This window comes from Streptomyces sp. M2CJ-2 (assembly GCF_016757295.1).
Classification (GTDB): Bacteria; Actinomycetota; Actinomycetes; order Streptomycetales; family Streptomycetaceae; genus Streptomyces.
On the sequence record NZ_JAESIF010000032.1, the window covers coordinates 48,418 to 71,595 of the forward strand.

Below are 23,178 nucleotides of genomic sequence, written 5' to 3' on the forward strand. Positions count from 1 at the left end.
TAAGGGTATGAAGAGCCCCCTGCTGACCCTGTCCGGCGCCGTCCCCGCCGAGGGCGTGGACGAAGGCGTGGCCGCGCACTACGGCGACCTGTTCCGCGAGCAGCGCGCCCTCGCCGACGGCACCGGCTTCGTCGACCTGTCCCACCGCGGGATCGTCACCGTCTCCGGGGCGGAACGACTGAGCTGGCTGCATCTGCTGCTCACCCAGCACGTCAGCGACCTCCCGCCGCACCAGGCCACCGAGGCGCTGATCCTCTCCGCGAACGGCCACATCGAGCACGCGCTCTACCTGGTCGACGACGGTGAGACGGTCTGGGCCCACGTCGAGCCCGGCACCCAGGACGCGCTGATCGCCTACCTGGAGTCGATGAAGTTCTTCTACCGGGTCGAGGTCGCCGACCGCACCGCCGACTTCGCGGTGGTGCACCTGCCGGCCGGTTCCATAGCGGAGGTGCCCGAGGGCGTCGTCGTCCGGGAGACGCCGTACGGCCGTGACCTGTTCCTGCCCCGCGCCGACCTGGAGTCGTTCGCGGAGAAGGCGGGGCCGCCCGCCGGCATCCTCGCCCACGAGTCGCTGCGGGTCGAGCAGCACCGCCCGCGGCTCGGCTTCGAGACCGACCACCGCACCATCCCGCACGAGCTGGGCTGGATCGGCGGTGCGGTGCACCTGCAGAAGGGCTGCTACCGGGGCCAGGAGACGGTCGCCCGGGTCCAGAACCTGGGCAAGCCGCCGCGCAGGCTGGTCTTCCTGCACCTGGACGGCAGCGAGGTCCACCTGCCGCCGGCCGGGACCGACATCCGGCTCGCCGACGCGGGCCCGGACGGGCGCAAGATCGGCTTCGTCACCACGTCCGTACGCCACCACGAACTGGGCCCGGTCGCCCTCGCGCTGATCAAGCGGAACGTCCCCGTCGACGCCCGCCTGATGGCCGGGGACACGGCGGCGGCGCAGGAGACCGTGGTCGAACCCTGATCGTCGGGTCTCCGACCTGAGGGCTCGAGGGGCAGAGGGCCAGGGGGCCCGCGGGTCAGACCTCCAACAGCACGGTGAACGGGCCGTCGTTGGTCAGCGACACCCGCATCTGCGCGCCGAAGCGGCCCGTCGCCACCGTCGCGCCCAGGGACCGCAGCCGGGCCACCACCTCGTCGACGAGCGGTTCGGCGACGTCCCCGGGGGCCGCGGCGCTCCAGGTGGGGCGACGGCCCTTGCGGGCGTCGCCGTAAAGGGTGAACTGGCTGATCACCAGGAGCGGCGCGTCGATGTCGCTGCACGACTTCTCGTCCTGGAGGATCCGGACCGACCAGAGCTTGCGGGCCAGCTGGGCCGCCTTCTCCTTGGTGTCCTCATGGGTGACGCCGACGAGGACGCACAATCCCTCGCCCTCGATCGCCCCCACCGTCTCGCCGTCCACGACGACGCTCGCGCCGTCCACCCTCTGCACCACCGCACGCATACGTCCATCATGCCGGTCGGCGAACGGACGGCTGACGGCGGCCCGTGCGGGGCCCCGGTCGGGCTATTTTTACTCCTTAACCCCCATCTGGGGTGGATCAGGGGCACTCGGTCACATAGCGGCCACCAGGGGTGGCACGATGCTGGCACACACCGGTCGAGGGGACGGTTGAGGCACATGAGCACACCAGGAACCGGGCAGCAGCCCGGCCCTGTCCTGTCGGCGCCGACCGGAGTGGGGGTCGGGGAACGAGTCGGGGAACACGATTTCCACCGTCCGCCCGCCCAGCGCACGGACAGTCCGACACTGGAGCCCGATCCGGCACCGGAGCCCGAGCTGATCGCGCGCAGCCTGCCCGACCTGCGCGCGCTGCGCCGTGACGCGCAGCGCGACGAGGCCGACCTCAGCTATGTGCGGCGGCTGCTCCAGGGGCGCATCGACATCCTGCGGGCGGAACTGGCCCGGCGTACGCCGGTGGACGGGTCGGCGGGTGCCGGTGCCGACCCGGGCACGTCCGGCGGTGGTACGGTTCCGGTCGTCGCGCCGGTGGAGGCGTCCGTGGTGGAGCGGCTTCCGGAGATCCTGCGGGACACCCCGGCCCGCCACCGTTCCTCCGCCCGCCACGTGACCCTGGGCACCCCGCGCAGCGAGGAGTCCCGGCGGCTGGCGGCGGAGATGCTCGCCGAGGTGGAGCTCTCGGACCTGGGAGCCCGTACGGACGGCGAACTGCGCGCCGCGATGGGCCGGCTCGTGCGGTACGAGGAGCAGGTCTCCCGGCGGCGGCAGGGGTTGCAGCGCACCGCGGACGACTGCGGTGCGGAGATCGCGCGCCGGTACCGCGAGGGGGAGGCCCAGGTCGACGACCTGCTCGAGTGAGGCGGGGCGCCGGAGCAGGCGGCCGGAACAGGCGGTCGGGGCAGGCGGCCGGACCGTCGGAAAAGTGCGCGACACCCCGCCCGGGCGCGATCTACCGTGAACGCATGACCTCCAGCGCCGCCACCCCCCGTGCCGCCACCTCCCGCACCGACATCGACGTACGCCCGATCACCGAGACCGAGTTCGAGGACTGGAACCGGGCGTTGAACACCGGGTTCCTGCGCGAGCCCACCCCCGCCCGGGAGGAGCTCGACGCGCGGCGCCCGGAGTTCCGGCCGGGCCGGTCGCTGGGGGCCTTCGACGGCGGCCGGTGTGTCGCGACGCTCCGCTCCTTCGCGCAGGAGCTCACCGCCGTCGGCGGCGCCGCCGTGCCCGCCGACGCCATATCGAACGTCACCGTCAGCCCCACCCACCGCCGGCGCGGCCTGCTGAGCCGCATGATGGCGCAGGACCTCGCCGCCGCGAAGGAGCGCGGGGACGTCGTCGCGACGCTCATCGCCGCCGAGTACCCGATCTACGGCCGGTACGGCTTCGGCCCCGCCACCTGGATGACCGAGTGGACCGTCGACGTCCCGCGCAGCGGCCTCGACCCGCGTTGGGCGGGCCCCGAGGACGGTGGACGCGTCGACCTCGTGGACGCCGAGGACGTACGCAAGCTCGGCCCGGAGCTGCACGAGCGGCTGCGCGCGGCCCAGCCGGGTGCCGTCAGCCGCACGGAGCAGTGGTGGAAGTTCGCCACCGGTGCCCTGAGCCACCGCCCGAACTGGACCGAGCCCTACTTCGCCGTGTACCGCTCGGCGGACGGCGAGGTCGAGGGCATGGTCTCCTACAAGGCGGACGACCACTGGGACGACAGCATGCAGCCGCAGAACACGGCGAGTGTGAACTGGCTGCTCGCGGTGAGCCCGGCCGCGGAGCGCGCGCTGTGGCAGTACCTGTGCTCGATCGACTGGATCGTGAAGGTGAGGAGCGGCTGGCGGGCCCCCGACGACCTGCTCCCGTCCTTCCTGCCGGACCCGCGCGCGGCGACCGTGACGATCCAGACGGACTGGCTGTGGGTGCGTGTCCTGGACGTCGTACGGGCGCTGGAGGCCCGGACGTACGGCGCGGCGGGGACGTTGGTGCTGGAGGTGGCGGACGGCGCGGGACTGGCCGGTGGCCGCTACCGGCTGGAGGTCTCGGCGGACGGGACCGGAGCCTGCGCGGCGACCACGGAGAACGCCGATCTCACGCTGGACGTCGCCGAGTTGGCGGCGCTGTGGCTGGGCGACGGGTCGGCGGTGCGGCTGGCGGCGCTGGGCCGGGTGCGGGAAGAACGAGCGGGCGCCGCCCGTCAGGCCGACGCCCTGCTGCGTACGTCCAGGCGCCCGTGGTGCCCGGACCTCTTCTGAGCGCTTCTGCTGCTCCCCTTCCCTTCTCCGGTCGGCCTGTCTGCCGACTGCGGGTGTTCGACCGTCATCCGTAGCCGTCTGCTGTTCAGTTGTGGTTGTCGCGCTGTCGCGCCGTGGTGCTGACCGGCCGGGTTCCCGGCTCCCCTCCAGGAGGGAAGCCCGGCCGGCTCCTTGAGGGGTGCTCCCGACGGTCACCGTGGAGAGCCAACCTCCCAAGAGGTTCGACCAGGTCGTCCAAGTTGGCGACCAACTTCTCTTCAGTTATCTCCGCCTGGAAGCGGCTCATAACCACCTTTCCCTGAACTGCCCAAAGATGGCGCGAAGTTGTAGGGTTTGGCCGTGGACCCGGAATACGCCCCCGTCAATGGACGGAAGAGGTCACAGCGGCCACAGAGGACACATCGCGAGGTGGCCGACGAGTTGCGCGCCCGGATCAGGTCCGGCGAGCTGAGCCCTGGCCAACGCATGCCCACCCAGGCCCGGATCGCCGAGGAGTTCGGCGTCGAGCGCGGTACCGTGCGCCAGGCGCTGCGCATCCTGCAGTCCGAGAGGCTCCTCACCAACGTCTCCAAGGGGGCCCCGGCGCTCGTCGCCGTCGACCCCGGCAGCGCGCCGACCGGCCCCGTAGCGCCGCCGCAGCCCACCATGGTGGCTCTGGCGCCCCGTATCGCCGCCGCGTTCGCGGCCGAGCGCGTCGAGATCGACGCCGTCTGCCTGACCGCCGTATCCCTCACCCTCGCGATCGGCGCACCGCTGCGCCAGATCCACGCCGGGCGACTGAAACCGGCCAAGGTCGACGTCCGTGTCCTGCTGCCCAGCCGGGACATCGACCTCGCCTTCCCGGTGGCGGTCGAGGGCCGCGGTGACGACCACGCCGTGCACGAGCGGTGGCTGTCGATGCGCAACGCCCAGGGTCAGGTGCTCCAGCACAACCTGCTCGCCCTGCGCGCCACCCACGGCATCGACGTCCGTGTCTCCTTCCGGGCCCTGCCCTTCACCCCACCGGTGAAGCTGTACCTGCTCAACGACACGGAAGCGCTGTTCGCCTACTACACGCTGGCACGCAGCGAGGCGCAGATCGACCAGGAGAACTTTCAGACGTACGACGTGCAGGGCGCCCGATCCGTGCTGTTCGCCTTCGAACAGGGCGCCGGGACGCGGGACACCACCTTCGTGGAGCAGTCTCATCTGTGGTTCAACGCACTGTGGGAGACGATCAGTTCGGAGCTGGTGCTCACCGACTGACGTCTCCCGGCCGTGGGTGCCGACGGCTCACAGGGCGGGCCGCGCCACCAGCAGGGCGAGCAGGACCGCTCCTGCGGAACTGACGCCGGGGCTCTTGGCCTTGATGCCCACGGTGAGCAGCAGCAGGCCGACGATGCCGGCGATGCCGTACTTCCATTCGAGGTACTGCTCGACGGTGATGACGACCACCGCGGAGATGAGAGCGAGGACAGGCACGGCATTCCCCCTTCGCGCTTTCCCGGCAGCGGAAGCGGAACTTCCGCCAACCCGGTCAAGTTGCCCAAGTTGGCAACCAACTCTTGCTAGGTTGTCCCCACTTGGTGGGTATCTATAAACAACTTCCAAACAACTCCCCATAGATGGATCAAAGTTGTAGCGTTTGGTCGTGACCCAGGAGAACGTCGCAGTGAACGGCAGCAAGAGGAAATCGCCCCAGGAGATCGCCGACATCCTGCGCGAACGCATCCGCGCCGGGGAGCTCAAGGTCGGCGAGCGCCTGCCCACCCAGGCCGAGCTCGCCGTGGAGTTCGGCGTGGAGCGCGGCGTCGTCCGCCAGGCCCTGCGCGTCCTTCGGGAGGACGGCCTCCTGAGCAACGTCAGCAAGGGCAGCCCGCCCCGGGTCGCCGTACCGGCCCCGGTCCCCGACGAACCCCAGCGGACCATGGTCGGCCTGGCCCCCCGCCTCACCGAGGCCTTCTCGGCGGCGCACGTCCGCATCGACGTCGTGTGCCACACGTCCGAGACCCTGATGATCGCCGTAGGGGAACCCGTGCGGCTGATCCATGAGGGCACGCTCCGCCCCGAGTCGATCGAGTTCCGTGTCCTCCTGCCGTCCCGGAAGATCAACCTGGCCTTCCCCGTCCTGGTCGACGAGGACGCCGACGGCGGCGACCCGGTGCACGAGCGGTGGCTGCAGATGCGCAACGCCCAGGCCCGGGTGCTCCAGCACAACCTGCAGGCGGTCCGCCACACCCACGGCATCGACGTCCACGTCAGGTTCCGTGCCCTCCCCTTCACCCCACCGATGAAGCTCTACCTGCTCAACGGGCAGGAGGCACTCCTCGGGTACTACATGCTCGCCAGACGCGAGGAGGAGTGGGGCACCCAGACCCTGGACATGTACGACGCCCTGGGCTCCCAGTCCCTGCTCTTCCTCTTCGCCAAACAGGCCGGACAACGGGACCAGGCGTTCGTGGAGGAATCGCAGAAGTGGTTCGACGCCCTCTGGGAAACCATCACGACGGACCTGACACTCTCCTGGTGACTTCTGATGCGACACAGGCCGATCCGGTGACACAAAAGTCCGAGAAGGGCCGGAAAGATCCCGGCGATCCCGAAAATTCGAGCGACCTGAACGATCCGAGCGACCTGATCAGAGGCGCCCGCGTGGTGCTGTGGGACTTCGACGGGCCGGTCTGCCGCCTGTTCGCGGGTCACTCGGCGGAGCGGGTGGCGAAGGAGCTCGTCGAGTGGCTGGAGGGGCGGGGCCTGCACGGCCTGCTGACGGAGCCCGAACGCGAGTCCCTGGACCCGCACGTGGTGCTCCGTGCCGTGGACCGCCGGCACCCGGGCAGTGACCTGGTGGAGGAGTTGGAGGCACGGCTCACCCAGGAGGAACTGCGGGCCACCTCCTCGGCGCTGCCCACCCCCTATGCCGACCCGCTGATCCGCACCTGGACCGCGGCGGGCTCCCGGCTGGCCATCACCACGAACAACTCCCCCCGCGTGGTCCGCAGGTACCTCGCCGACCGTGACCTCCTCGGCTGCTTCGCCCCCCACGTCTACGGCCGCACCCAGCAGCTCAGCCTGCTCAAACCGGACCCCCACTGCATCAACCGCGCCCTGAACGCCATGGGTGCGGCCCCGGACTCCGCCCTGATGATCGGCGACACCCCCTCCGACCTGTACGCCGCGAAGGCGGCCGGCGTGCCCTTCGTCGGCTACGCCCGCAACGAGCGGAAGGGAAAGGTGCTGCGGGACGCGGGCGCCACCACGATCCTGTCCTCACTGGAACCCGTGCTCGAACACATCCGCTCCGGCCCTCAGGCCTGAACCACCGATCGGCCCGGTTGCCGCGAAGCCGACGGCGGTATCGTCCACCGATGGACGGACAGCAGCTCGGGGAAAGCGGCGGCGGCAGGGAGTTCCAGCGGGTCGCCGACAAGTTGCGTGGCCGGATGGCCGGTGGCACCTATCCGCTGCGGTCGTTCCTGCCGTCACAGCGCGATCTGGCCGAGGAACTCGGTGTCTCCCGCGACACGGTGCAGCGGGCGCTTCGAGAGCTGGCCAACGAAGGCTGGATCGAGCCCCGGCAGGGCAGCGGATCGAGGGTGATCAAGACCCAGCGCATACAGTCGCCGGCGGCCAAGGCGACCAGGCTGCGACGGGAAGTGACCCTGGCGCCGTTCATCAGCGAAGCCTTCGAACAGCCCGACGTCACGCTGGACGTCTACACGCTGACGTCCGAGTCGCTGGACGCGCACATCAGGCTCCAGGCGGAACGTGTCCGCGGCGGCTTCATCTCGCCCCGGCGCATCACCCTGCGCATGCTCCTGCCGGACACGACGCTGGAACCCCCCTACCCCAGGGTCAAGGACGACAGGAACGACCCACGGCTGAGGCAGCGGCTGCGGACCATGACCGAGTGGTACACCGCCTCGCTCCAAGGAGCACTGCGGGACCTGCAGACGGAGGGACTGGTGCCGTCGGTCGACGTCCGGATCCGGCATGCGCCGCTGATCCCCGCTTTCAAGCTCTATCTGTTCAACGCCGTCGAGGTCCTGCACGGGATGTACGAGGTGGTGGAACGGCCGGTGGAGCTGGAATCCGGCGAGATGATCATGGCTCTCGACGTCCAGGGGCTCGGCGCCACTCTCACCCACCATGCGAAGGACGAGGACCCCACATCTCCCGGCACGGTCTTCGTGGACAGCATGCGGCAGTGGTTCGACTCGGTGTGGGAGCTGCTCTCCACCGATGCGTGAGCCGGGCAGGCTTCCGCTAGCATGCCCGCACCGGCTGAGCAAACGCTCTTCGGCGTTCGTATCAAGAGGCTGACGAGCCAATCTCGGACGAGCTCACGCGTCCTCACGCAGAGGGGTGACACACCACCTGGTGCGTACGGGTACGCATGCCACTCCGTCGCGTGCGTCCATCGTGCGTGACATCGGCCTCACGCTTACCGTTTGCCGTGTCGTGACTCCCCTCGCACCTCCGGAGTGGTCAGTGGGCGTACCTTCGCTTCCCCGTCCCGCCGCTGGGGAGCGCCCCGCGCCCGACCCCGGACACCGCGCCTTCGTCGACCTGGCCGTGCGGGAGGGACGGCCGATCGGCGGCCACCACCACCAGAACTACGTCGTACCGGTCACACCGGCCATGGCCGGACCACTGGGCCGTGACGTCGGCACGCCCGTCACCGTGCGGATCCGGCGCGCCGAGGCGTTGTCGGTGGTGATCAGAACATGGCGGTCCGAGCAGGAGATCCTCGACGCCGTCAGCAGAACCCTGCCGCACATGCCCGAGGTTCTGGCCAGGGGACACGGGTTCGCGATCCACAGCCATGTGGAAGGAGTTCCGCTCTCCAGCCTCGGCGGAAACGGTGAACCCGTCGACACCCCGATGGTTCAGGAGCTGGCCCGTCTGCTGGCCCGGACGGCCCAGGTGCGCCGCACCGGGCTCCCTCCGCTGCCGTCCGTCTGGCCCAGCAACGACACCGACAGCCAGGGATTCCTGCGGACGTTGACCCGTCTCGCGGATCACCGGATCAGGCGGCCGAACCGGGAGGCGTTCGGCGGGCTGTTCACGGCGCTCGGCGTTCCCGAGGACGCCCTGACCTCGCTGGCCGGACGAGTCCCCGCCATGGCGCGGCGACCGTACAGCCTGCTCCACGCCGACCTGCACCGCGACAACGTGATCGTGTCGTCCACCGGTGACCCGTTGCTCATCGGCGTCGACTGGGAGCTGGCCACCTACGGTGACCCGCTGCACGACCTGGCGACCCATCTCGTGCGGATGCGGTATCCGGAACACCAGTGGTCCGCGGTGGTGGACTCCTGGGCGGACGCCGTGCGGGAAGTCCGTCCGGCCGCCGTCAACGGACTGGGCAAGGACCTGCGCCACTACCTGGCCTTCGAGCGGGCCCAGTCCGTGTATCCCGATGTCATGCGGGCGGCTCGCTCACTGGAGGAGACTTTCACCCAGGAGAAGCTGGACGAGGCGACGGCGGAGGTGCGCAGGGCGCTGGAGTCGGCCTCCGAACCGCTGCGGCTCAGGAGGGTGCCGGGGGAGCGGGAGATCGAGCGTGCGCTGTTCCGCTGGCTGGCGGCCCGCGGCGGCCACCACCGCACCGGGCGCGGCCCGAACGCCAGAGCCTTGACCTGGGAACCGGACCGGCGTCTCGAACAGCCCGCGGACTTTCCCGGATCCGCGGTGCGGGAGGCCCTGGCGCTCGAAGGAGCGGCTCCGGCCGGCCGTGTCTTCAAGGGCACCGCGCACCTCAACACGGTGGTGCGGGTGCCGAGCACCGGCTGCGCCGTGGTCGTCCGCCGGAAGCTTCCCGACGTATGCAGCAGGGAACGCGGCATCCTCAGCGAGCACGCCGTCCTGCGGCTCATCGAGGAAGCGCTCGTCCCGGTGGCCGTGCCCAGGGCCCTGGCGCTCGGAGTCAGCCACCCGGACGACCCCTTCGCCATTCACACCTACGAGGGTCCGGCCGGTGCCGGCCGCCCTCCGAACCATCCGGTCAACGGCCTGCTGCCGCACGAGGCGGACGCCCTGGTGGACCAGCTCTGCGCCCTGACAGGGGTGGACTACACACCACTCGATCCGCTGGCCAGGGAGGGAGGGTCCTACCCCTCACTCAAAGACCAACTCGTCCTGCTGGTGGCTGAACTGCCGGAGAGATCACAACGGTTGGCGCGGCATCTCGGGCTGCCGGACGCCGACCGCCTTCGGCAGATCCTCTCCCGCCACGAGGTGAGCCACCGCAAGCCGTCCCTGCTGCACGGCGATCTCAACCCGTGGAACCTGGTCCGCAGGGACGACGCCTTCGTGCTGACCCTCATCGACTGGGAGATGGCCCTGGTCGGCGACCCGCTCTACGACCTGGTGCGGCACATGCACCTGACGCCCACCCGCCCGGAGATCCGCGAGCGGATGTTCCGCCGCTGGGAACGCGGGCTGCCGGCCGAGTACACCCGTGGCTGGCGGAAGGACTGGCAGGTGTACCGCTGGCTGGAGATCGTGCGCTCCGCCTACGTCGACCTCGACCGCATCGTGACCGGCGCGAGCCTGGACGCCCCCAACGTCCAACGCGCGGTGGACACCTACGCGGTCACCCTGGCCGTCGCCACCGGCTCCCTGGGCCTGACCGTCCGCACCACCGCCGACCCGCGTCTGGCGCGCGCCCTGGTGTAGCCGGGTGCGGGGCGGGGCGTCCGGCTGCGGCCCTGGTCGGGTGGGCTCTTCCTCCGGTCCGGGAGCCGAGGCCGATTGTCAGTGGTGGGTGAGACGGTAGGAGCATCGAGTCGGAAAGCCGGAAAGAGGGGGATCTGTCATGTCCGGAGCCCAGAACTACATCAACCACGTCGCCCTTGTCCTGGACGCCAGTTCGTCCATGTCGCACCTGAGCGGCAAGGTCGTCGAGGTCGCCGACCAGCAGATCGCGTACCTCGCCCGCCGGTCGAGGGAGCTGGACCAGGAGACCCGCGTCACGGTGTACGTCTTCGCCGACAAGGTGGAGTGCGTCATCTACGACAAGGACGTGCTGCGGATGCCGTCGCTGAAGCAGATGTACCGGGTCGGGGGGATGACGGCTCTGCTGGCGGCCGCACTGAAGTCCCAGCGGGAGCTGGCGCAGACGGCTCAACTGTACGGCGACCACAGCTTCCTGACGTTCGTCCTCACCGACGGGCAGGAGAACGCGAGCCATCGCTGCCCGGACGCCCCTGCCAGGGATCAGCGTGAACTGATAGGGGCCGTGGCCGAGATGTTCCAGACGCAGGAGGACAACTGGACGCTGGCCGTCCTGGTGCCGGACCAGATGGGCAAGCGCGAGGCCATGCAGTGCGGTTTCCCGAAGGACAACATCGCCATCTGGGACGCCACGAGCACACAGGGGCTGGAGGAGGCCGGGCAGGTCATCCAGCAGGCCACCGAGAAGTTCATGGTGGGCCGCACCCAGGGCATCCGGGGATCGCGGGCGGTGTTCTCCACGGGCGCGGACGCGGTCAACAAGGACACCATCAAGGCGGCCGGCCTCACCCCGGTGGATCCGTCGAAGTACCAGCTGATCCCGGTGGCCCGTGACGCGGGGATCCGGGAGTGGGTCCTCGAATGCGGGCACGCCTACCGTACCGGTGGGGCGTTCTACCAGCTGAGCAAGTCGGAGAAGGTCCAGGCGCAGAAGCAGATCGCGGTGCTGGAGAAGAAGACGGACCGGGTGTACACGGGGCCCGAGGCCCGCGCCCTGCTCGGCCTGCCGGACGTGGAGGTCCGCGTCAAGCCGGACCACAACGACGACTTCACGATCTTCGTGCAGAGCACCAGCGTGAACCGGAAGCTCGTGGCGCACACCCGGCTGCTGCTCATGCTCTGAGGCCGATGAAGGAAGACGCAGGAAGACGCAGCCGACGAAGGAAGATGGAAAAGGCAAGGAGGTTCGCCCACTCCTTGCCACTCTCAACGTATAGCGCACCGGGGGGCTTGCGGCAAGGCCCGGGTCGTGGCGCAGAATCGTCGCTCGAGGCCGGAACCTGGGGAAATCAGGTGTCCGCGAAGTGCGTGCGCTTTTGTCGCTGTACGGGGCTCGCGGCGCGACGCGGGGAGCCGGCCGGCAATCGACATCGTTCAGGGGGTTTCCGTGATGGGCGTCAGTGAAGTCAGCGACGTCATCGACGTGATCGTGGTCGGCGGCGGACCGACCGGCTTGATGCTGGCGGGGGAGCTGCGGCTGCACGGTGTGCGGGTGGTCGTACTGGAGCGGCTGACCGAGCCGACCGAGCAGTCACGCGGCCGCGGCCTGCACGCGCGCAGCGTCGAGATGATGGACCAGCGCGGTCTGCTGGACCGGTTCCTCGAGGTCAGCGAGAAGTTCCGGGTCGGCGGCCTCTTCGGCGGCATCGTGAAGCCGTGGCCGGACCGCTTGGACACGGCTCACCCGTACGGCCTCTCCACCCTGCAACCGGTCACCGAGCGGCTGCTGGGCGAGCGTGCCCTCGAGCTCGGTGCCGAGATCCGGCGCGGCTGCGAAGTGGTCGACCTGAGCCAGGACGAGGACGGGGTGACCGTCGAGTTGGCCAGTGAAGGTCCCCCCGGCAACGGGGGCGTAGCCGCCGGGGGAGGGGGAGGCACGCGGCTGCGCGCCCGCTACCTCGTCGGCTGCGACGGGGGCCGCAGTGTGGTGCGCAAGCGGCTCGGTGTCGGTTTCCCCGGCGAGCCCGCCACGGTCGAGACACTGCTGGGCGACATGGAGATGACCGAGGACCCGGAGACGGTCGCCGCCGTCGTCGCGGAGGTCCGCAAGACCCAGCTGCGGTTCGGCGTCATCCCCAACGACGACGGGAAGGAGGGCGTCTTCCGCGTCATCGTGCCCGCCGACGGTGTGGCCGAGGAGGGTGCGACCGCGCCGACCCTCGAGGAGTTCAGGCAGCAGCTGCGGGCCTGCGCGGGCACCGACTTCGGCGTGCACTCCCCGCGCTGGCTGTCCCGGTTCGGCGACGCCACCCGGCAGGCCGAGCGCTACCGGGTCGGCCGGGTGCTGCTGGCCGGCGACGCGGCGCACATCCACCCGCCGACCGGCGGGCAGGGGCTCAACCTCGGCATCCAGGACGCCTTCAACCTCGGCTGGAAGCTGGCCGCCGTGGTGGCCGGCTGGGCGCCGGAAGGACTGCTGGACAGCTACCACGCCGAACGGCACCCGGTCGGCGCGGCCGTGCTGGACAACACCCGCGCGCAGATCGCGCTGCTGGGAACCGATCCGGGCGCGACCGCTCTGCGGGAACTGCTCTCGAAGCTGATGGACTTCGAGGAGGTGAACCGGTACGTCACCGAGATGATCACCGCGACCGGAGTCCGCTACGACTTCGGCGAAGGACACGAACTGCTCGGCCGGCGGATGCGGGACGTGCGGCTGAAGCAGGGCCGCCTCTACGAGCTGATGCGCGGCGGCCGCGGACTGCTGCTCGACCGGACCGGCCGGCTCTCGGTGGCGGGCTGGGCCGACCGCGTCGACCACGTCGTCGACGCCGGCGAGGAACCGGACGTCCCCGCGGTGCTGCTGCGGCCGGACGGCCACGTGGCATGGGCCGGCGACGACCAGCAGGACCTCCTCACCCACCTGCCCCGGTGGTTCGGCGCCGCCACCGTCTGAATCGCCGGGTCCTCCCTACGTGTCGCGCGAGCCGGTACGCGTCGGCTTCACGGATGAGTTCCCGGGAGCGGATCCGGTGCAACTCGAGGTGTATGCCGCTCGCCGCTCACTGCCGGAGCGCCACGACATCGGCGACCAGGCAACTGACGTTGTCGGGGCCGCCGGAGCCGTTGGCGAGGGCGATGAGTTCGCGGACCGCCCGCTCGGGCTCCCCGGTCCCGGAGAGCACCCGGTGGATCTCCCCGGTCGGCACGACGGCCGGCAGACCGTCGGAGCAGAGCAGGTACCGGTCTCCCCGCCGGGCGTCGTGCAGGCGCATGTCGGGGGTGGCATCGGCTCCTCGGCCCAGGGCCCGTATCAGCAGCGACCGCTGGGGGTGGGAGGCGGCCTCTTCCGGGCTGAGGCGCCCTTCGTCGACCATCGACTGCACCACGGTGTGGTCGTGGGTGATCAGGGACAGTTCCCCGTCGCGCAGGAGGTACGCCCGGGAGTCGCCGATGTGGACGAGGGCCAGCTGCGATCCGGTCCAGAGCATCGCGGTGAGTGTGGTGCCGGCCTCTTCGGGAGAGGGACCGTTCCCGGCGGCGCCGTGCACCGCGTGCTCGGCCCGGTCGATCGCCTCTTCGAGGACGTTGAGGAGATGGCCCGCCGGGATGCCGTCGGTCTCGAGGGGCTTGAGCGCGTCGACGGCGGCCGCGCTCGCCACGGCTCCCCGACTGCCGTAGCCGTCGGCGACGGCGAGCAGGCGGGAACCGGCGTAGGCGGTGTCCTGGTTGCTCTCGCGGACCAGGCCCGTGTCGGACAGTGCGGCGTAACGGATTCCCAGGGGCTCGGTGACCGGGGGCATGGCGGAGTCCTTCCTGGACAGATGGTCGATGAGGAAGGTGGCCAGGTCCCGCCGTGCGGCGGTGTCGGCTTCGACCTGGGCCCGGAACACGCGGATCTCCTGGGCCGCCGGGCCCGCCTCCAGCGTGCAGACGTGCTGGATGCGGGCGAGGGGCATTCCCAGGCGCCGGAGCCAGGCGACCAGCCGGGCCCGGTCCAGTTGTTCCGGTGCGTAGTAGCGGTAGCCGGTCACCGGGTCGACCTGAGCGGGGGTCAGCAGGCCGAGTTCGTCGTACAGACGCAGTGCCTTCGGCGACAGTCGGGACACCTTCGCGAACGCCCCGATGGTCAGCAGCCCCATGCTCGCTCCTCCTCATGCCGGGCACCTCGCCCGGCCCCACCGATGCTGTGCCCTCCCCCAAGGTGAAGGTCAACCAGGGCTGCTCGCGTCGCACTGCGACCGCACACCCACGGGGTGGGGGCTCTCCGGCCCGCACGAGCGGAGGACTCCCACCCCGTCCGCACGCGACCGGCGCGCTGTCAGCGGAGGGTGTACTCGCACAGGTGCTTGCCCTCGGTGCCGCCCGGATCCTCGACGACCTTCTTCCCGTCGACGGTGATCGAACAGGGAGCCGCGCCGAGCCGGCCGTCGGACAGCTTCACCGGCCCCGGCACGACGGACACGATGGTCCCGACCTTGCGTTGGGTGCTGTTCAAGGTGACGCTGTCCGACTTCTTCCACGGCAGCGTGACCTGCTCGGAGCGGTTCGTGTCGAGGTTGTAGTAGACGCTGGACCTGCCCTCGCCGCCGACTTCGAGGGTGACCTCGTACGTCTTGCCCTGGCCCTCGGAGGCCGGCTTGGACGACGACGTGGCCGTTCCCTTGTGGGCGCGTTCCTTCTTGGCTTCGCCGCCTCCGCTGCTGCCGCACGCGGCCATCAGCCCGACTGCCGCGACGAGCGCCGTCATGGTCATTGCCCTGCGCATGTGTGTGCTCCCCCGTGATGCGGATGTGACCCGGTGTGCGGAACGAGTCCTACGAAGCATCGTAGGCGTGCGGTCCCTGACGTCGACGGGCGGGCCGATGGCCGGCCCGAAGTGCTCGGTCACGGGTATGGCGCACTATTGCAAGCAGGTGCTTGCAATAGTTAGCGAGCTGGGGCAGGGTGGAGGTATGGCGTCACTCAATGTCGGCAACCTCGGTGAGTATCTCCGTGAGCAGCGGCGCAACGCGCAGTTGTCGCTGCGGCAGCTCGCCGATGCCGCCGGGGTGTCCAATCCGTATCTGAGCCAGATCGAGCGCGGGCTGCGCAAGCCGAGCGCGGAGGTGTTGCAGCAGGTCGCCAAGGCGCTGCGGATCTCCGCCGAGACGCTGTACGTGCGCGCCGGCATCCTCGACGCCGAGCGGGACCGGGAGGAAGTGGAGACGCGGGCCGTCATCCTCGCCGATCCCACGTTGAGCGAGCGTCAGAAGCAGGTGCTGCTCCAGATCTACGAGTCCTTCCGCAAGGAGAACGGGTTTGGGGGCGCCGAGGATGGTGAGGCGACCGGGACCGCCGGTGTCGTCGGTGTCACTGGTGCTGTCGAGGTGGCTCAGGAAGCGGAGACCTCGGAGGTTTCCGGAAGCGCCGACGGGAGCGCCGACGGGAGCGGCGGCTCTGACGGCGGTTCCGCGATACGTCGGGGCGGCCGTAAGGCCGGTGGCGGCACGGACGCCGGGCGCCGGGGCCCCTCCGGCAACAGCACCAGCAGCACCAGCAGCACCAGCAGTGACATCGATCCGCAGCAGACGGCCGACTGAGCCGGACCAGGGCACCGGCCGCCGCCGCGGATCACACAGACCCTCAGCCGAAAACGAATCCGGGAGGACCATCACCATGGCCATCACCGACGACCTGCGCAAGACCTTCAGCGACCCGACCCCGCTCTACTTCGCCGCCGGCACCGCCGACCTCGCCCTGCAGCAGGCCAGGAAGGTTCCGGGCCTGGTCGAGCAGATCCGTGCCGAGGCGCCTTCGCGTATCGAGGCCGTCCGCAACACCGACCCCAAGGCCGTCCAGGAGAAGGCGACCATCCGGGTCAGGGAGACGCAGGAGACCGTTCAGGCCAAGGTCAGCGAGTTCTTCGGTTCGCTCGACACCGACCTGAAGAAGTTCGGCGAGTCCGCCCAGGACCTGGCCCTGCGCGGGGTCGGCGTCGCCGCCGAGTACGCGGTCAAGGCCCGCGAGACCTACGAGAAGGTCGCCGAGCACGGCGAGCAGGCCGTGAAGACCTGGCGCGGCGAGGCCGCCGAGGGCATCGAGGACGTCGCCGTCGCCGTCGAGGACGTAGCCGTCGCCGTCGAGCCGAAGCCCGAGCCCGCGGCCGGACCGAAGGCCGTGACCACGCCGAAGCTCGAGTCGGTGGGAGGTGAGGGCGACAGGGAGGACAGCGCCAACGGGGCGACGCAGCCCGGCGCCAGGAAGGCCCCGACGCGCAAGCCCACGGCGGCCAAGAAGACGCCGCCCATCAAGTAGGCACGTGGGAACGAGCGGCAGCGGTGCCGTCGAGTGGTACGGGCCGGGCACTCTCGCGGTGTCCGGCCCGTTCTCCTGGGTAGCCGGCCGGCGGTTGCGGGTACGGTGACCGCGTAAGGACGAGCCGAGTCGGGTGGTGGACGTTGTGCTGATGCAGGGCTTCAATGGGTTCATGGGGCTGCTGGACATGGCCCTGATCGTTTTCAGCGGCTTCGCACTGATCGACGCGGCCGTCCGCCGCGAGGACGCCTACCGCGCGGCGGACAAGAAGACCAAGCCGTTCTGGCTGATCATCCTCGGACTCGCCTTCGTGGTGAGCCTGATCTTCGGCATCCTGTCGTTCCTGCCGATCATCGGGCTGATCGCGACCATCGTGTACATGGTCGACGTCCGTCCCGCCCTGCGCGGCCTCTCCGGCGGCGGGCGCAGCCACCGGGGCTCCAGCAGCGACGGCCCCTACGGCCCGTACAACGGCGGACGGTAGGGAGGGCGGAGCCCCCTCACCGTCACGGCCGCTGCGGTGGCACCCGGTCCAGGAGCAGTACCGCCACGTCGTCCGTCAGCTCCCCGCCGTTGAGGTCGCGGACCTCGTTGACGGCCGCCCGCAGCAGTTCCTCGCCCCGCAGACCGTCCGTGAACTGGCGGTGGACCATGTCGACCATGCCGTCCTGGCCGAGCCGTTCCCCGCTGTCGCCGACCCGGCCCTCGATCAGGCCGTCCGTGTAGAGCATCAGGCTCCACTCCGTGCCCAGTTCCACCTCCGTACGCGGCCAGCGGGCTCCGGACAGCAGCCCGAGCGCCGGGCCGTTGTTGTCGTACGGCAGCAGCCGCGCCGGTCGGCCCGGCCGGGCGAGGAGCGGTGAGGGGTGGCCGGCCAGGCACAGGCCCGCCCGGCGGCCGTCGGGGGAGATGTCCACCGCGCAGAGGGTCGCGAAGATCTCGTCGTCCGCGCGCTCGTGCTCCAGCACCTGCTGCAGCGTGCCCAGCAACTCGTCCCCGCACAGGCCCGCCAGGGTCAGCGCGCGCCAGGCGATGCGCAGCTCCACGCCGAGGGCGGCCTCGTCCGGGCCGTGGCCGCAGACGTCGCCGATCATGGCGTGCACCGTGCCGTCCGGGGTGCGGACGACGTCGTAGAAGTCACCGCCGAGCAGGGCGCGCGAACGGCCCGGACGGTAGCGGGCGGCGAAGTGGAGCGGGGAGCCGTCCAGGAGCGGGGTCGGCAGCAGGCCGCGTTCCAGGCGGGCGTTCTCCTGGGCGCGCAGCCTGCCCTCGGCGAGCCGCCGCTCGGCGGTGTCGGAACGCTTTCGTTCCACCGCGTACCGGATCGCCCTGCTCAGCAGCCGACCGTCCAGCTCGTCGCGGAAGAGGTAGTCCTGGGCGCCCACGCGCACCGCCTCCGCGCCGCGCTCGGCGTCGCCCGACGCGGTCAGCGCGAGGACGGCGTGCCGGGGCGCGAGCTCCAGCACGTGCTTGAGCACGGCGAGCTCGTCGTCGCCGTCGCCGCCACCGCTGTTGCCGTTGCCGCTGCCCGCCCGGCTGCCGGGGGCGGGCAGCGCGAGGTCCAGCAGGATGCAGTGGACGTCGTCGGTCAGCAGCCGCTCGGCCTCGGTGAGGTTGCGGGCGGTGCGCACGCGGATCGGCTTGCCGGTCTGGTCGAGCAGGTCCGGCACGATCGGCAAGCCCGCCGGGTCGTCCTCGATCAGCAGCAGTGTGAGGTTGGTGGGGGCGGTCGAGGGCGTCTCGTTCCTGGTGTCGTCCTCGGTGTGCTCCGCCGTGCGCGGGGCCGTTGCTCCGGCCTCCGAGGCGTCCTCGGCGGGGCCACCGTTCGGTGATGCGGCGTGCGCCTGACCGCTTTCCGCGGCCGGGAGCGTTCTCTGCCGCGGTACGGGTGCGGGCATTCTTCCGGGTTCCTTCCCTCCCCCCGAGGGCGTGGTGGGGGCGCGGGGTCTCGGCCCGTGTACCCCGTGCTCTCCACTTCGGATGAGCGGGGGGTGCCCCTTCCAGCGGGGACGATAGCGGGTGTCGGCGTCGCAGCGGAATGGTGTGCGGCACGCCGCTCCGCCGTCAGCCGGTGTCATATGCCGTGTTATGGGCAGCAGTTGGACACGTCGGTGACGCGGTCGGGATGACGAACGTCACGCCCGCAGGGGTGTGGCCGCGCCCTCGGCGTGGACCGGGTCACATGGCGCAGGTCACGGAGTGCTCAGTTCGCATCCGTTTTCGCGCCGATCTCGCTGCTCTTGTCGCTTTTGCGGTTCTTGTCGCTCTTGTTGTTCTTGCTGTTCTTTTCCCTGTTCTCGGTTTCATCGGCATTCGGGTCCGGGCGGACCACCCCGAGGATCGGCATCGAACCGGCTCCCGCGATCGTGATCGTCCGTCCCGGGCGCGGGGCGTGGACGATGGATCCGTCTCCGACGTACATGCCGACATGGCTGGCGTCGTCGAAGTAGATGACGAGGTCACCGGGCCGCATCTCCGTGACGGCGACGCGCGTCAGCTGCTTCCACTGTTCCTGCGAGGTGCGCGGGATGCCCTGCCCGCCCGCTCTCCACGCCTGGGAGGTCAGACCCGAGCAGTCGTACGCCTTCGGGCCCTCGGCGCCCCACTCGTACGGCTTGCCGATCTGCGCGGTGGCGTACGCGACGGCCTTCCTGCCCTGCTCGGTCGCCTCCGTCCCGATGCCGTCGAGGGCGCCGGAGTCCAGCCAGGCGGACTGGGCCTTCTCGGCGGCCCGCCGCTCCAGCTCGGCCAGCCGTTCCTTCTCCTCCTGCTCCAGCTCGGACTCGATCTTCTCGGCCGCCGCGATCTGCTTCTCGATCTTCTTCTGCGCCTTGGCCTTGGCCTTGCGGCCCGCTTCCAGCTTCCGCCACTGGGCGTCGGCGTCCTGCGCGTACTGCTCCAAGTCCTCCTGGGTGCGCTTCGTTTCACCGAGCAGACCCTTGGTCGCGTGCTGGCCCTGACGGATCCGGCCCGCGCCGACGAGGAATTCTTGCGGGTCGTCGCTCAGCATCAGGTGGGCCTCGGGCGGGAGTCCGCCACCGCGGTACTGGGACGCGGCCGCGGCGCCCGCGCGGTCCTTCAACTCGTCCAGTTTCTCCTTGCCCTTGGCGATCTTCTTGGCCAGCCGGGCGATCTCGGTGGACTGCTGCTCCGCCTTCTCCTCGGCGGCGTTGTACTCCTCGGTGGCCACCGCCGCGGCGCGGTAGAGGCTGTCGAGCTTCTTGCGTACGGCTTCGAGGTCCTTGGACGGCGCGACATCGGCACTCGCGCTCGCGCTCGGGGCCGGCGGGGGAGTGGGAGCCGCGAACGCCGTGCCCGGTGCCGCCAGTACGGTGATCGCGCAGACCACGGTCACTGCCGCCGTGGTCAGCATGCGCCTGCCGGTCTCCATGACCCGCCCCCAAACTGATTAACCGTCAGTAACATTCTTCACCAGGGGGGATGGTGCCATGTCGGCGCCCGAAGTGACAGAGGTGACGCTTCCCGGCTCCCCCTCCCCGTTATGGGGCTCGCCCCGTCGATGTGACGAACGACTCACGGAGATCGTTCCCGGAGTTCACCCCCGTGGCGCCAAGGCCTCCCACCGCACCGTGACTTCGCCCTGCCGCCACCGGGCCGGCCCGTCCGTCACCGGCCAGTCGGCGGTCAGCTCCCGCACCGTACGGATCCAGCGCTGGCGGGCACCGTACGAGGCGTAGGGCGCGGCGGCGGCCCAGGCGCGGTCGAAGTCGCGCAGGAAGGCGTGCACCGGTTCGCCGGGGACGTTGCGGTGGATGAGTGCCTTCGGCAGACGTTCCGCCAGGTCCGAGGGGCGTTCCAGGGAGCCGAGCCGGGTCGCGAAGGTGACCGTGCGCGGCCCCTCCGGGCCGAGGGCGACCCATACGTGCCGCCGCCCGATCTCGTCGCAGGTCCCCTCGACCAGCAGCCCGCCGCGCGAGCCGCTCGCCGGTTCGGCCGGGGCGAGCCGTGCGCACAGCCGCTGCCAGGCGGCGGCGACCTCGGCCTCGTCGTACTGGCGCAGGACGTTCGCCGCGCGGATCAGCGTCGGCCGTCCGGGGAGCGGGATCTCGAAGCCGCCGTGCCGGAAGGCCAGCCCCTCACGCTCGTACGGGCGGGCCGCCGCGACCCGGGCCGGTTCGATCTCGACGCCGACCACATGCGTGCGGGGGGCCACGGTTCGCAGGCGGTGCAGCAGTTCGACCGCCGTCCAGGGGGCGGCGCCGTAGCCGAGGTCGACGGCGACGGGGTGGTCGGCGCGGCGCAGCGCGGTGCCGTGCGTGGCCGCGATCCAGCGGTCCATGCGGCGCAGACGGTTGGGGTTGGTCGTCCCGCGCGTCACCGCACCCACGACGGGGGACCTCCGGGAGCGGGGGAGGGCGGCGGCGCGGGCGGTCATGCGTACGAGGGTATGCGCGCGGCCGGGCCCGGCAGGAACCGACCGGGGAGGGCCGCCGGAGGACGGCCCCGCGCCCACGCACCCGGTACTCGAACGGTTGAGCGACAATCGGTAATGATTCGGCAAAGACCCGATCCCGAGAGGTCACCCGGAAATGGGAGCGGCCCCTCCGGTGTTGGGGAGCTGGAGGGCCCGCACGCCCCCGAAAGCCATGCCGGAAAGTCAGGCCCGCAACGAGGAGGAACGCCACGTGAGCCAGTACATCGCCAGGCTCGGGCGGCGCTCCCCCGCCGCGTCCCCGCGGCTGCGACTGCATCGCAGGCCCCGCCGCGTGGCGATGCTCTCCGTGCACACGTCCCCACTGCACCAGCCGGGGACCGGCGACGCCGGCGGCATGAACGTCTACATCGTGGAACTCGCGCAGCGTCTCGCCGCGATCAACATCGAGGTCGAGATCTTCACGCGCGCGACCACCGCCGCCCTCCCGCCCTCCGTGGAACTCGCGCCCGGCGTCCTCGTCCGGCACGTCGACGCCGGCCCCTACGAGGGCCTGGCCAAGGAGGAGCTGCCCGCCCAGCTGTGCGCCTTCACGCACGGTGTGATGCACGCGTGGGCCGGCCACCGGCCCGGGTACTACGACCTGGTCCACTCCCACTACTGGCTCTCCGGCCACGTCGGCTGGCTCGCCGCCCAGCGCTGGGGCGTCCCCCTGGTGCACGCCATGCACACCATGGCCAAGGTCAAGAACGCCAACCTCGCCGTCGGCGACACACCCGAGCCGGCCGCCCGGGTCATCGGCGAGACCCAGATAGTGGCCGCCGCGGACCGGCTGATCGCCAACACCGCCGGAGAGGCCGAGGAACTCGTACAGCACTACGCGGCCGACCCGGACAAGGTCGCCGTCGTCCATCCCGGCGTCAACCTGTCCCGCTTCCGCCCGTCCGACGGCCGGGCCGCCGCCCGCGCCCGCCTGGGACTGCCCCAGGACGCCCTGATCCCGCTCTTCGCGGGCCGCATCCAGCCGCTCAAAGCCCCCGACGTGTTGCTCCGCGCGGTCGCCGCGCTGCTCGCCGAACGCCCCGAGCTGCGCTCCCGGCTCTGCGTCCCCGTGGTCGGCGGCCCCAGCGGCAGCGGCCTCGCCAAGCCCGAGGGACTGCAGAAACTCGCCGCCCGCCTGGGCATCGCCGACGTCGTACGGTTCTGTCCGCCGGTCGAGCAGGAACAGCTCGCGGACTGGTTCCGGGCCGCGTCCGTCCTGGTCATGCCCTCCTACAGCGAGTCCTTCGGCCTGGTCGCCATAGAGGCGCAGGCCGCCGGCACCCCGGTGCTCGCCGCCTCGGTCGGCGGCCTGCCGGTGGCCGTACGGGACGGACACACCGGCTTCCTCGTCCAGGGACACGACCCCGAGGCCTACGCGCGCGTGCTGCTCGAATTCGCCGACCGGCCCGACCTCGCCGACCGGATGGGCGGGGCCGCCGCCCGGCACGCCCGGTCCTTCGGCTGGGACAGGTCGGCCGCCGCCACGGCCGACGTCTACACGGCCGCGACGCAGGCCCACCGCCGTCACGTACGCTCCCAGCATGGCTGAAGCGGAACAGCAGCAGGCGGCGGCACAGGTCGTCGAGGGCGTCCTCAAGGACGCCGGACTCGACTGGGAGAGTCCCGCGGCCGGCACGTACGTCGTGAAGCTCCCCGGCACCCGCAAACTGTCCACGACGGTCTCCCTCATCGTCGGCAGGCACTCGCTCTCCCTCAACGCCTTCGTCATCCGGCACCCCGACGAGAACGAGGCCGCCGTCCACCGCTGGCTCCTGGAGCGCAACCTCAAGCTGTACGGCGTGGGTTACGCCGTGGACCCGCTCGGCGACATCTACGTCACCGGCCGCTTCCCGCTGCCCGCCGTGACCCCGGACGAGGTCGACCGGCTGCTCGGCCAGGTCCTGGAGGCCGCCGACGGCAGCTTCAACACCCTGCTGGAACTGGGTTTCGCCACCGCGATCCGCAAGGAGCACGCCTGGCGGGTGTCGCGCGGGGAGTCGACACGGAACCTGGACGCGTTCACCCGACTCATCGAGCGCCCCTCGGACGAGTAGGGACCGCGCAGGTC

At 70.8% G+C, this 23,178-nt stretch carries 22 protein-coding genes; 15 read left to right on the forward strand and 7 right to left on the reverse strand.

The genetic code is table 11. The features are described from left to right. Positions 1 to 7 precede the first annotated feature (7 nt). Positions 8 to 973: a folate-binding protein YgfZ gene (locus JL475_RS22945; RefSeq protein WP_202279707.1), complete on the forward strand. Its 966-nt coding sequence runs from the start codon at positions 8 to 10 to the stop codon at positions 971 to 973. A gap of 55 nt (positions 974 to 1,028) precedes the next feature. On the opposite strand, the gene dtd is transcribed toward JL475_RS22945, so the two are convergent. Beyond that, on the reverse strand, positions 1,029 to 1,454 hold the full coding sequence (gene dtd / locus JL475_RS22950) for a D-aminoacyl-tRNA deacylase (RefSeq protein WP_109379231.1): 426 nt from the start codon (positions 1,452 to 1,454) through the stop codon (positions 1,029 to 1,031). 177 nt (positions 1,455 to 1,631) lie between these two features. On the opposite strand from dtd, the gene JL475_RS22955 reads away from it, so the two are divergent. The 3 genes from JL475_RS22955 (at position 1,632) to JL475_RS22965 (ending at position 4,966) form a co-directional block, all read left to right on the forward strand. Then, positions 1,632 to 2,330, forward strand: a complete 699-nt coding sequence (locus tag JL475_RS22955; protein WP_202279708.1) for an aerial mycelium formation protein — start codon at positions 1,632 to 1,634, stop codon at positions 2,328 to 2,330. Positions 2,331 to 2,434: 104 nt separating this feature from the next. Further along, the gene (locus tag JL475_RS22960; RefSeq protein ID WP_202279709.1) at positions 2,435 to 3,721 is read left to right on the forward strand and encodes a GNAT family N-acetyltransferase; all 1,287 of its coding nucleotides are present in this window, start codon (positions 2,435 to 2,437) and stop codon (positions 3,719 to 3,721) included. Between the two features lie 333 nt (positions 3,722 to 4,054). Continuing rightward, the gene (locus tag JL475_RS22965; RefSeq protein WP_202279710.1) at positions 4,055 to 4,966 is read left to right on the forward strand and encodes a winged helix-turn-helix domain-containing protein; all 912 of its coding nucleotides are present in this window, start codon (positions 4,055 to 4,057) and stop codon (positions 4,964 to 4,966) included. A gap of 27 nt (positions 4,967 to 4,993) precedes the next feature. Here the strand turns inward: JL475_RS22965 and JL475_RS22970 are convergent, their stop codons facing one another. Beyond that, positions 4,994 to 5,182 (reverse strand): hypothetical protein, encoded by a 189-nt coding sequence (locus tag JL475_RS22970; RefSeq protein WP_202279711.1) that lies wholly within the window; start codon positions 5,180 to 5,182, stop codon positions 4,994 to 4,996. Positions 5,183 to 5,345: 163 nt separating this feature from the next. Between JL475_RS22970 and JL475_RS22975 the strand changes: the two genes are divergently transcribed. The 6 genes from JL475_RS22975 to rox all read left to right on the forward strand — a co-directional run bounded on the left by JL475_RS22975 (position 5,346) and on the right by rox (position 13,334). Beyond that, positions 5,346 to 6,230 carry a winged helix-turn-helix domain-containing protein gene (locus JL475_RS22975; RefSeq protein ID WP_202279712.1) on the forward strand — a complete coding sequence of 295 codons (885 nt, stop codon included), beginning with the start codon at positions 5,346 to 5,348 and terminating at the stop codon, positions 6,228 to 6,230. Further along, positions 6,176 to 7,018 (forward strand): HAD family hydrolase, encoded by an 843-nt coding sequence (locus JL475_RS22980; RefSeq protein WP_202279713.1) that lies wholly within the window; start codon positions 6,176 to 6,178, stop codon positions 7,016 to 7,018. The genes JL475_RS22975 and JL475_RS22980 overlap by 55 nt, the downstream gene beginning before the upstream one ends. A gap of 50 nt (positions 7,019 to 7,068) precedes the next feature. Then, on the forward strand, positions 7,069 to 7,950 hold the full coding sequence (locus tag JL475_RS22985) for a GntR family transcriptional regulator (RefSeq protein WP_202279714.1): 882 nt from the start codon (positions 7,069 to 7,071) through the stop codon (positions 7,948 to 7,950). Between the two features lie 391 nt (positions 7,951 to 8,341). Beyond that, positions 8,342 to 10,381 (forward strand): phosphotransferase family protein, encoded by a 2,040-nt coding sequence (locus tag JL475_RS22990; RefSeq protein WP_202279746.1) that lies wholly within the window; start codon positions 8,342 to 8,344, stop codon positions 10,379 to 10,381. Between the two features lie 139 nt (positions 10,382 to 10,520). After that, complete coding sequence (locus JL475_RS22995; RefSeq protein WP_202279715.1) at positions 10,521 to 11,561, forward strand: vWA domain-containing protein; 1,041 nt, start codon at positions 10,521 to 10,523, stop codon at positions 11,559 to 11,561. 267 nt (positions 11,562 to 11,828) lie between these two features. Continuing rightward, positions 11,829 to 13,334 carry a rifampin monooxygenase gene (gene rox, locus JL475_RS23000; protein ID WP_202279716.1) on the forward strand — a complete coding sequence of 502 codons (1,506 nt, stop codon included), beginning with the start codon at positions 11,829 to 11,831 and terminating at the stop codon, positions 13,332 to 13,334. Between the two features lie 106 nt (positions 13,335 to 13,440). Here rox and JL475_RS23005 read toward each other — a convergent pair whose 3' ends face one another. Both JL475_RS23005 and JL475_RS23010 read right to left on the reverse strand, forming a co-directional pair. Further along, positions 13,441 to 14,520: a MerR family transcriptional regulator gene (locus JL475_RS23005; RefSeq protein ID WP_202279717.1), complete on the reverse strand. Its 1,080-nt coding sequence runs from the start codon at positions 14,518 to 14,520 to the stop codon at positions 13,441 to 13,443. Positions 14,521 to 14,699: 179 nt separating this feature from the next. Next, positions 14,700 to 15,146, reverse strand: coding sequence for a hypothetical protein (locus tag JL475_RS23010; RefSeq protein ID WP_202279718.1), 447 nt, complete (start codon positions 15,144 to 15,146; stop codon positions 14,700 to 14,702). 187 nt (positions 15,147 to 15,333) lie between these two features. On the opposite strand from JL475_RS23010, the gene JL475_RS23015 reads away from it, so the two are divergent. The 3 genes from JL475_RS23015 (at position 15,334) to JL475_RS23025 (ending at position 17,159) form a co-directional block, all read left to right on the forward strand. Further along, positions 15,334 to 15,960, forward strand: coding sequence for a helix-turn-helix domain-containing protein (locus tag JL475_RS23015; RefSeq protein WP_202279719.1), 627 nt, complete (start codon positions 15,334 to 15,336; stop codon positions 15,958 to 15,960). 76 nt (positions 15,961 to 16,036) lie between these two features. Further along, positions 16,037 to 16,675 (forward strand): hypothetical protein, encoded by a 639-nt coding sequence (locus tag JL475_RS23020; RefSeq protein WP_202279720.1) that lies wholly within the window; start codon positions 16,037 to 16,039, stop codon positions 16,673 to 16,675. A 151-nt stretch (positions 16,676 to 16,826) separates the two neighbouring features. Next, on the forward strand, positions 16,827 to 17,159 hold the full coding sequence (locus JL475_RS23025) for a DUF2516 family protein (protein ID WP_202279747.1): 333 nt from the start codon (positions 16,827 to 16,829) through the stop codon (positions 17,157 to 17,159). A 22-nt stretch (positions 17,160 to 17,181) separates the two neighbouring features. Here the strand turns inward: JL475_RS23025 and JL475_RS23030 are convergent, their stop codons facing one another. The 3 genes from JL475_RS23030 to JL475_RS23040 form a co-directional block, all read right to left on the reverse strand. Then, positions 17,182 to 18,573 carry a PP2C family protein-serine/threonine phosphatase gene (locus JL475_RS23030; protein ID WP_202279721.1) on the reverse strand — a complete coding sequence of 464 codons (1,392 nt, stop codon included), beginning with the start codon at positions 18,571 to 18,573 and terminating at the stop codon, positions 17,182 to 17,184. Between the two features lie 305 nt (positions 18,574 to 18,878). Beyond that, entirely contained in the window at positions 18,879 to 20,066 is a 1,188-nt protein-coding gene (locus JL475_RS23035; protein WP_202279722.1) for a C40 family peptidase, read from the reverse strand. Positions 20,067 to 20,231: 165 nt separating this feature from the next. Further along, a complete protein-coding gene (locus JL475_RS23040) occupies positions 20,232 to 21,023 on the reverse strand; it encodes a class I SAM-dependent methyltransferase (protein ID WP_202279748.1) in 792 nt (263 codons plus the stop codon). A gap of 298 nt (positions 21,024 to 21,321) precedes the next feature. On the opposite strand from JL475_RS23040, the gene mshA reads away from it, so the two are divergent. Next, positions 21,322 to 22,659 carry a D-inositol-3-phosphate glycosyltransferase gene (gene mshA, locus JL475_RS23045; protein ID WP_202279723.1) on the forward strand — a complete coding sequence of 446 codons (1,338 nt, stop codon included), beginning with the start codon at positions 21,322 to 21,324 and terminating at the stop codon, positions 22,657 to 22,659. Continuing rightward, positions 22,652 to 23,164, forward strand: a complete 513-nt coding sequence (locus tag JL475_RS23050) for a YbjN domain-containing protein (RefSeq protein WP_202279724.1) — start codon at positions 22,652 to 22,654, stop codon at positions 23,162 to 23,164. Before mshA ends, JL475_RS23050 begins: the two co-directional genes overlap by 8 nt. Positions 23,165 to 23,178: the final 14 nt, after the last annotated feature.

Excerpts from the sequence above, each read along its gene's own strand:
- JL475_RS22955 (WP_202279708.1), top strand. The coding sequence starts at position 1,632 with ATGAGCACACCAGGAACCGGGCAGCAGCCCGGCCCTGTCCTGTCGGCG.
- JL475_RS22945 (WP_202279707.1), top strand. The coding sequence starts at position 8 with ATGAAGAGCCCCCTGCTGACCCTGTCCGGCGCCGTCCCCGCCGAGGGC.
- JL475_RS22960 (WP_202279709.1), top strand. The coding sequence starts at position 2,435 with ATGACCTCCAGCGCCGCCACCCCCCGTGCCGCCACCTCCCGCACCGAC.
- JL475_RS23020 (WP_202279720.1), top strand. The coding sequence starts at position 16,037 with ATGGCCATCACCGACGACCTGCGCAAGACCTTCAGCGACCCGACCCCG.
- JL475_RS23005 (WP_202279717.1), bottom strand. The coding sequence starts at position 14,520 with ATGGGGCTGCTGACCATCGGGGCGTTCGCGAAGGTGTCCCGACTGTCG.
- JL475_RS22985 (WP_202279714.1), top strand. The coding sequence starts at position 7,069 with ATGGACGGACAGCAGCTCGGGGAAAGCGGCGGCGGCAGGGAGTTCCAG.
- JL475_RS23035 (WP_202279722.1), bottom strand. The coding sequence starts at position 20,066 with ATGGAGACCGGCAGGCGCATGCTGACCACGGCGGCAGTGACCGTGGTC.
- JL475_RS22990 (WP_202279746.1), top strand. The coding sequence starts at position 8,342 with ATGGCCGGACCACTGGGCCGTGACGTCGGCACGCCCGTCACCGTGCGG.
- JL475_RS23025 (WP_202279747.1), top strand. The coding sequence starts at position 16,827 with ATGCAGGGCTTCAATGGGTTCATGGGGCTGCTGGACATGGCCCTGATC.
- JL475_RS23050 (WP_202279724.1), top strand. The coding sequence starts at position 22,652 with ATGGCTGAAGCGGAACAGCAGCAGGCGGCGGCACAGGTCGTCGAGGGC.
- JL475_RS22995 (WP_202279715.1), top strand. The coding sequence starts at position 10,521 with ATGTCCGGAGCCCAGAACTACATCAACCACGTCGCCCTTGTCCTGGAC.
- JL475_RS23030 (WP_202279721.1), bottom strand. The coding sequence starts at position 18,573 with ATGCCCGCACCCGTACCGCGGCAGAGAACGCTCCCGGCCGCGGAAAGC.
- rox (WP_202279716.1), top strand. The coding sequence starts at position 11,829 with ATGGGCGTCAGTGAAGTCAGCGACGTCATCGACGTGATCGTGGTCGGC.
- JL475_RS23015 (WP_202279719.1), top strand. The coding sequence starts at position 15,334 with ATGGCGTCACTCAATGTCGGCAACCTCGGTGAGTATCTCCGTGAGCAG.
- dtd (WP_109379231.1), bottom strand. The coding sequence starts at position 1,454 with ATGCGTGCGGTGGTGCAGAGGGTGGACGGCGCGAGCGTCGTCGTGGAC.
- JL475_RS23010 (WP_202279718.1), bottom strand. The coding sequence starts at position 15,146 with ATGCGCAGGGCAATGACCATGACGGCGCTCGTCGCGGCAGTCGGGCTG.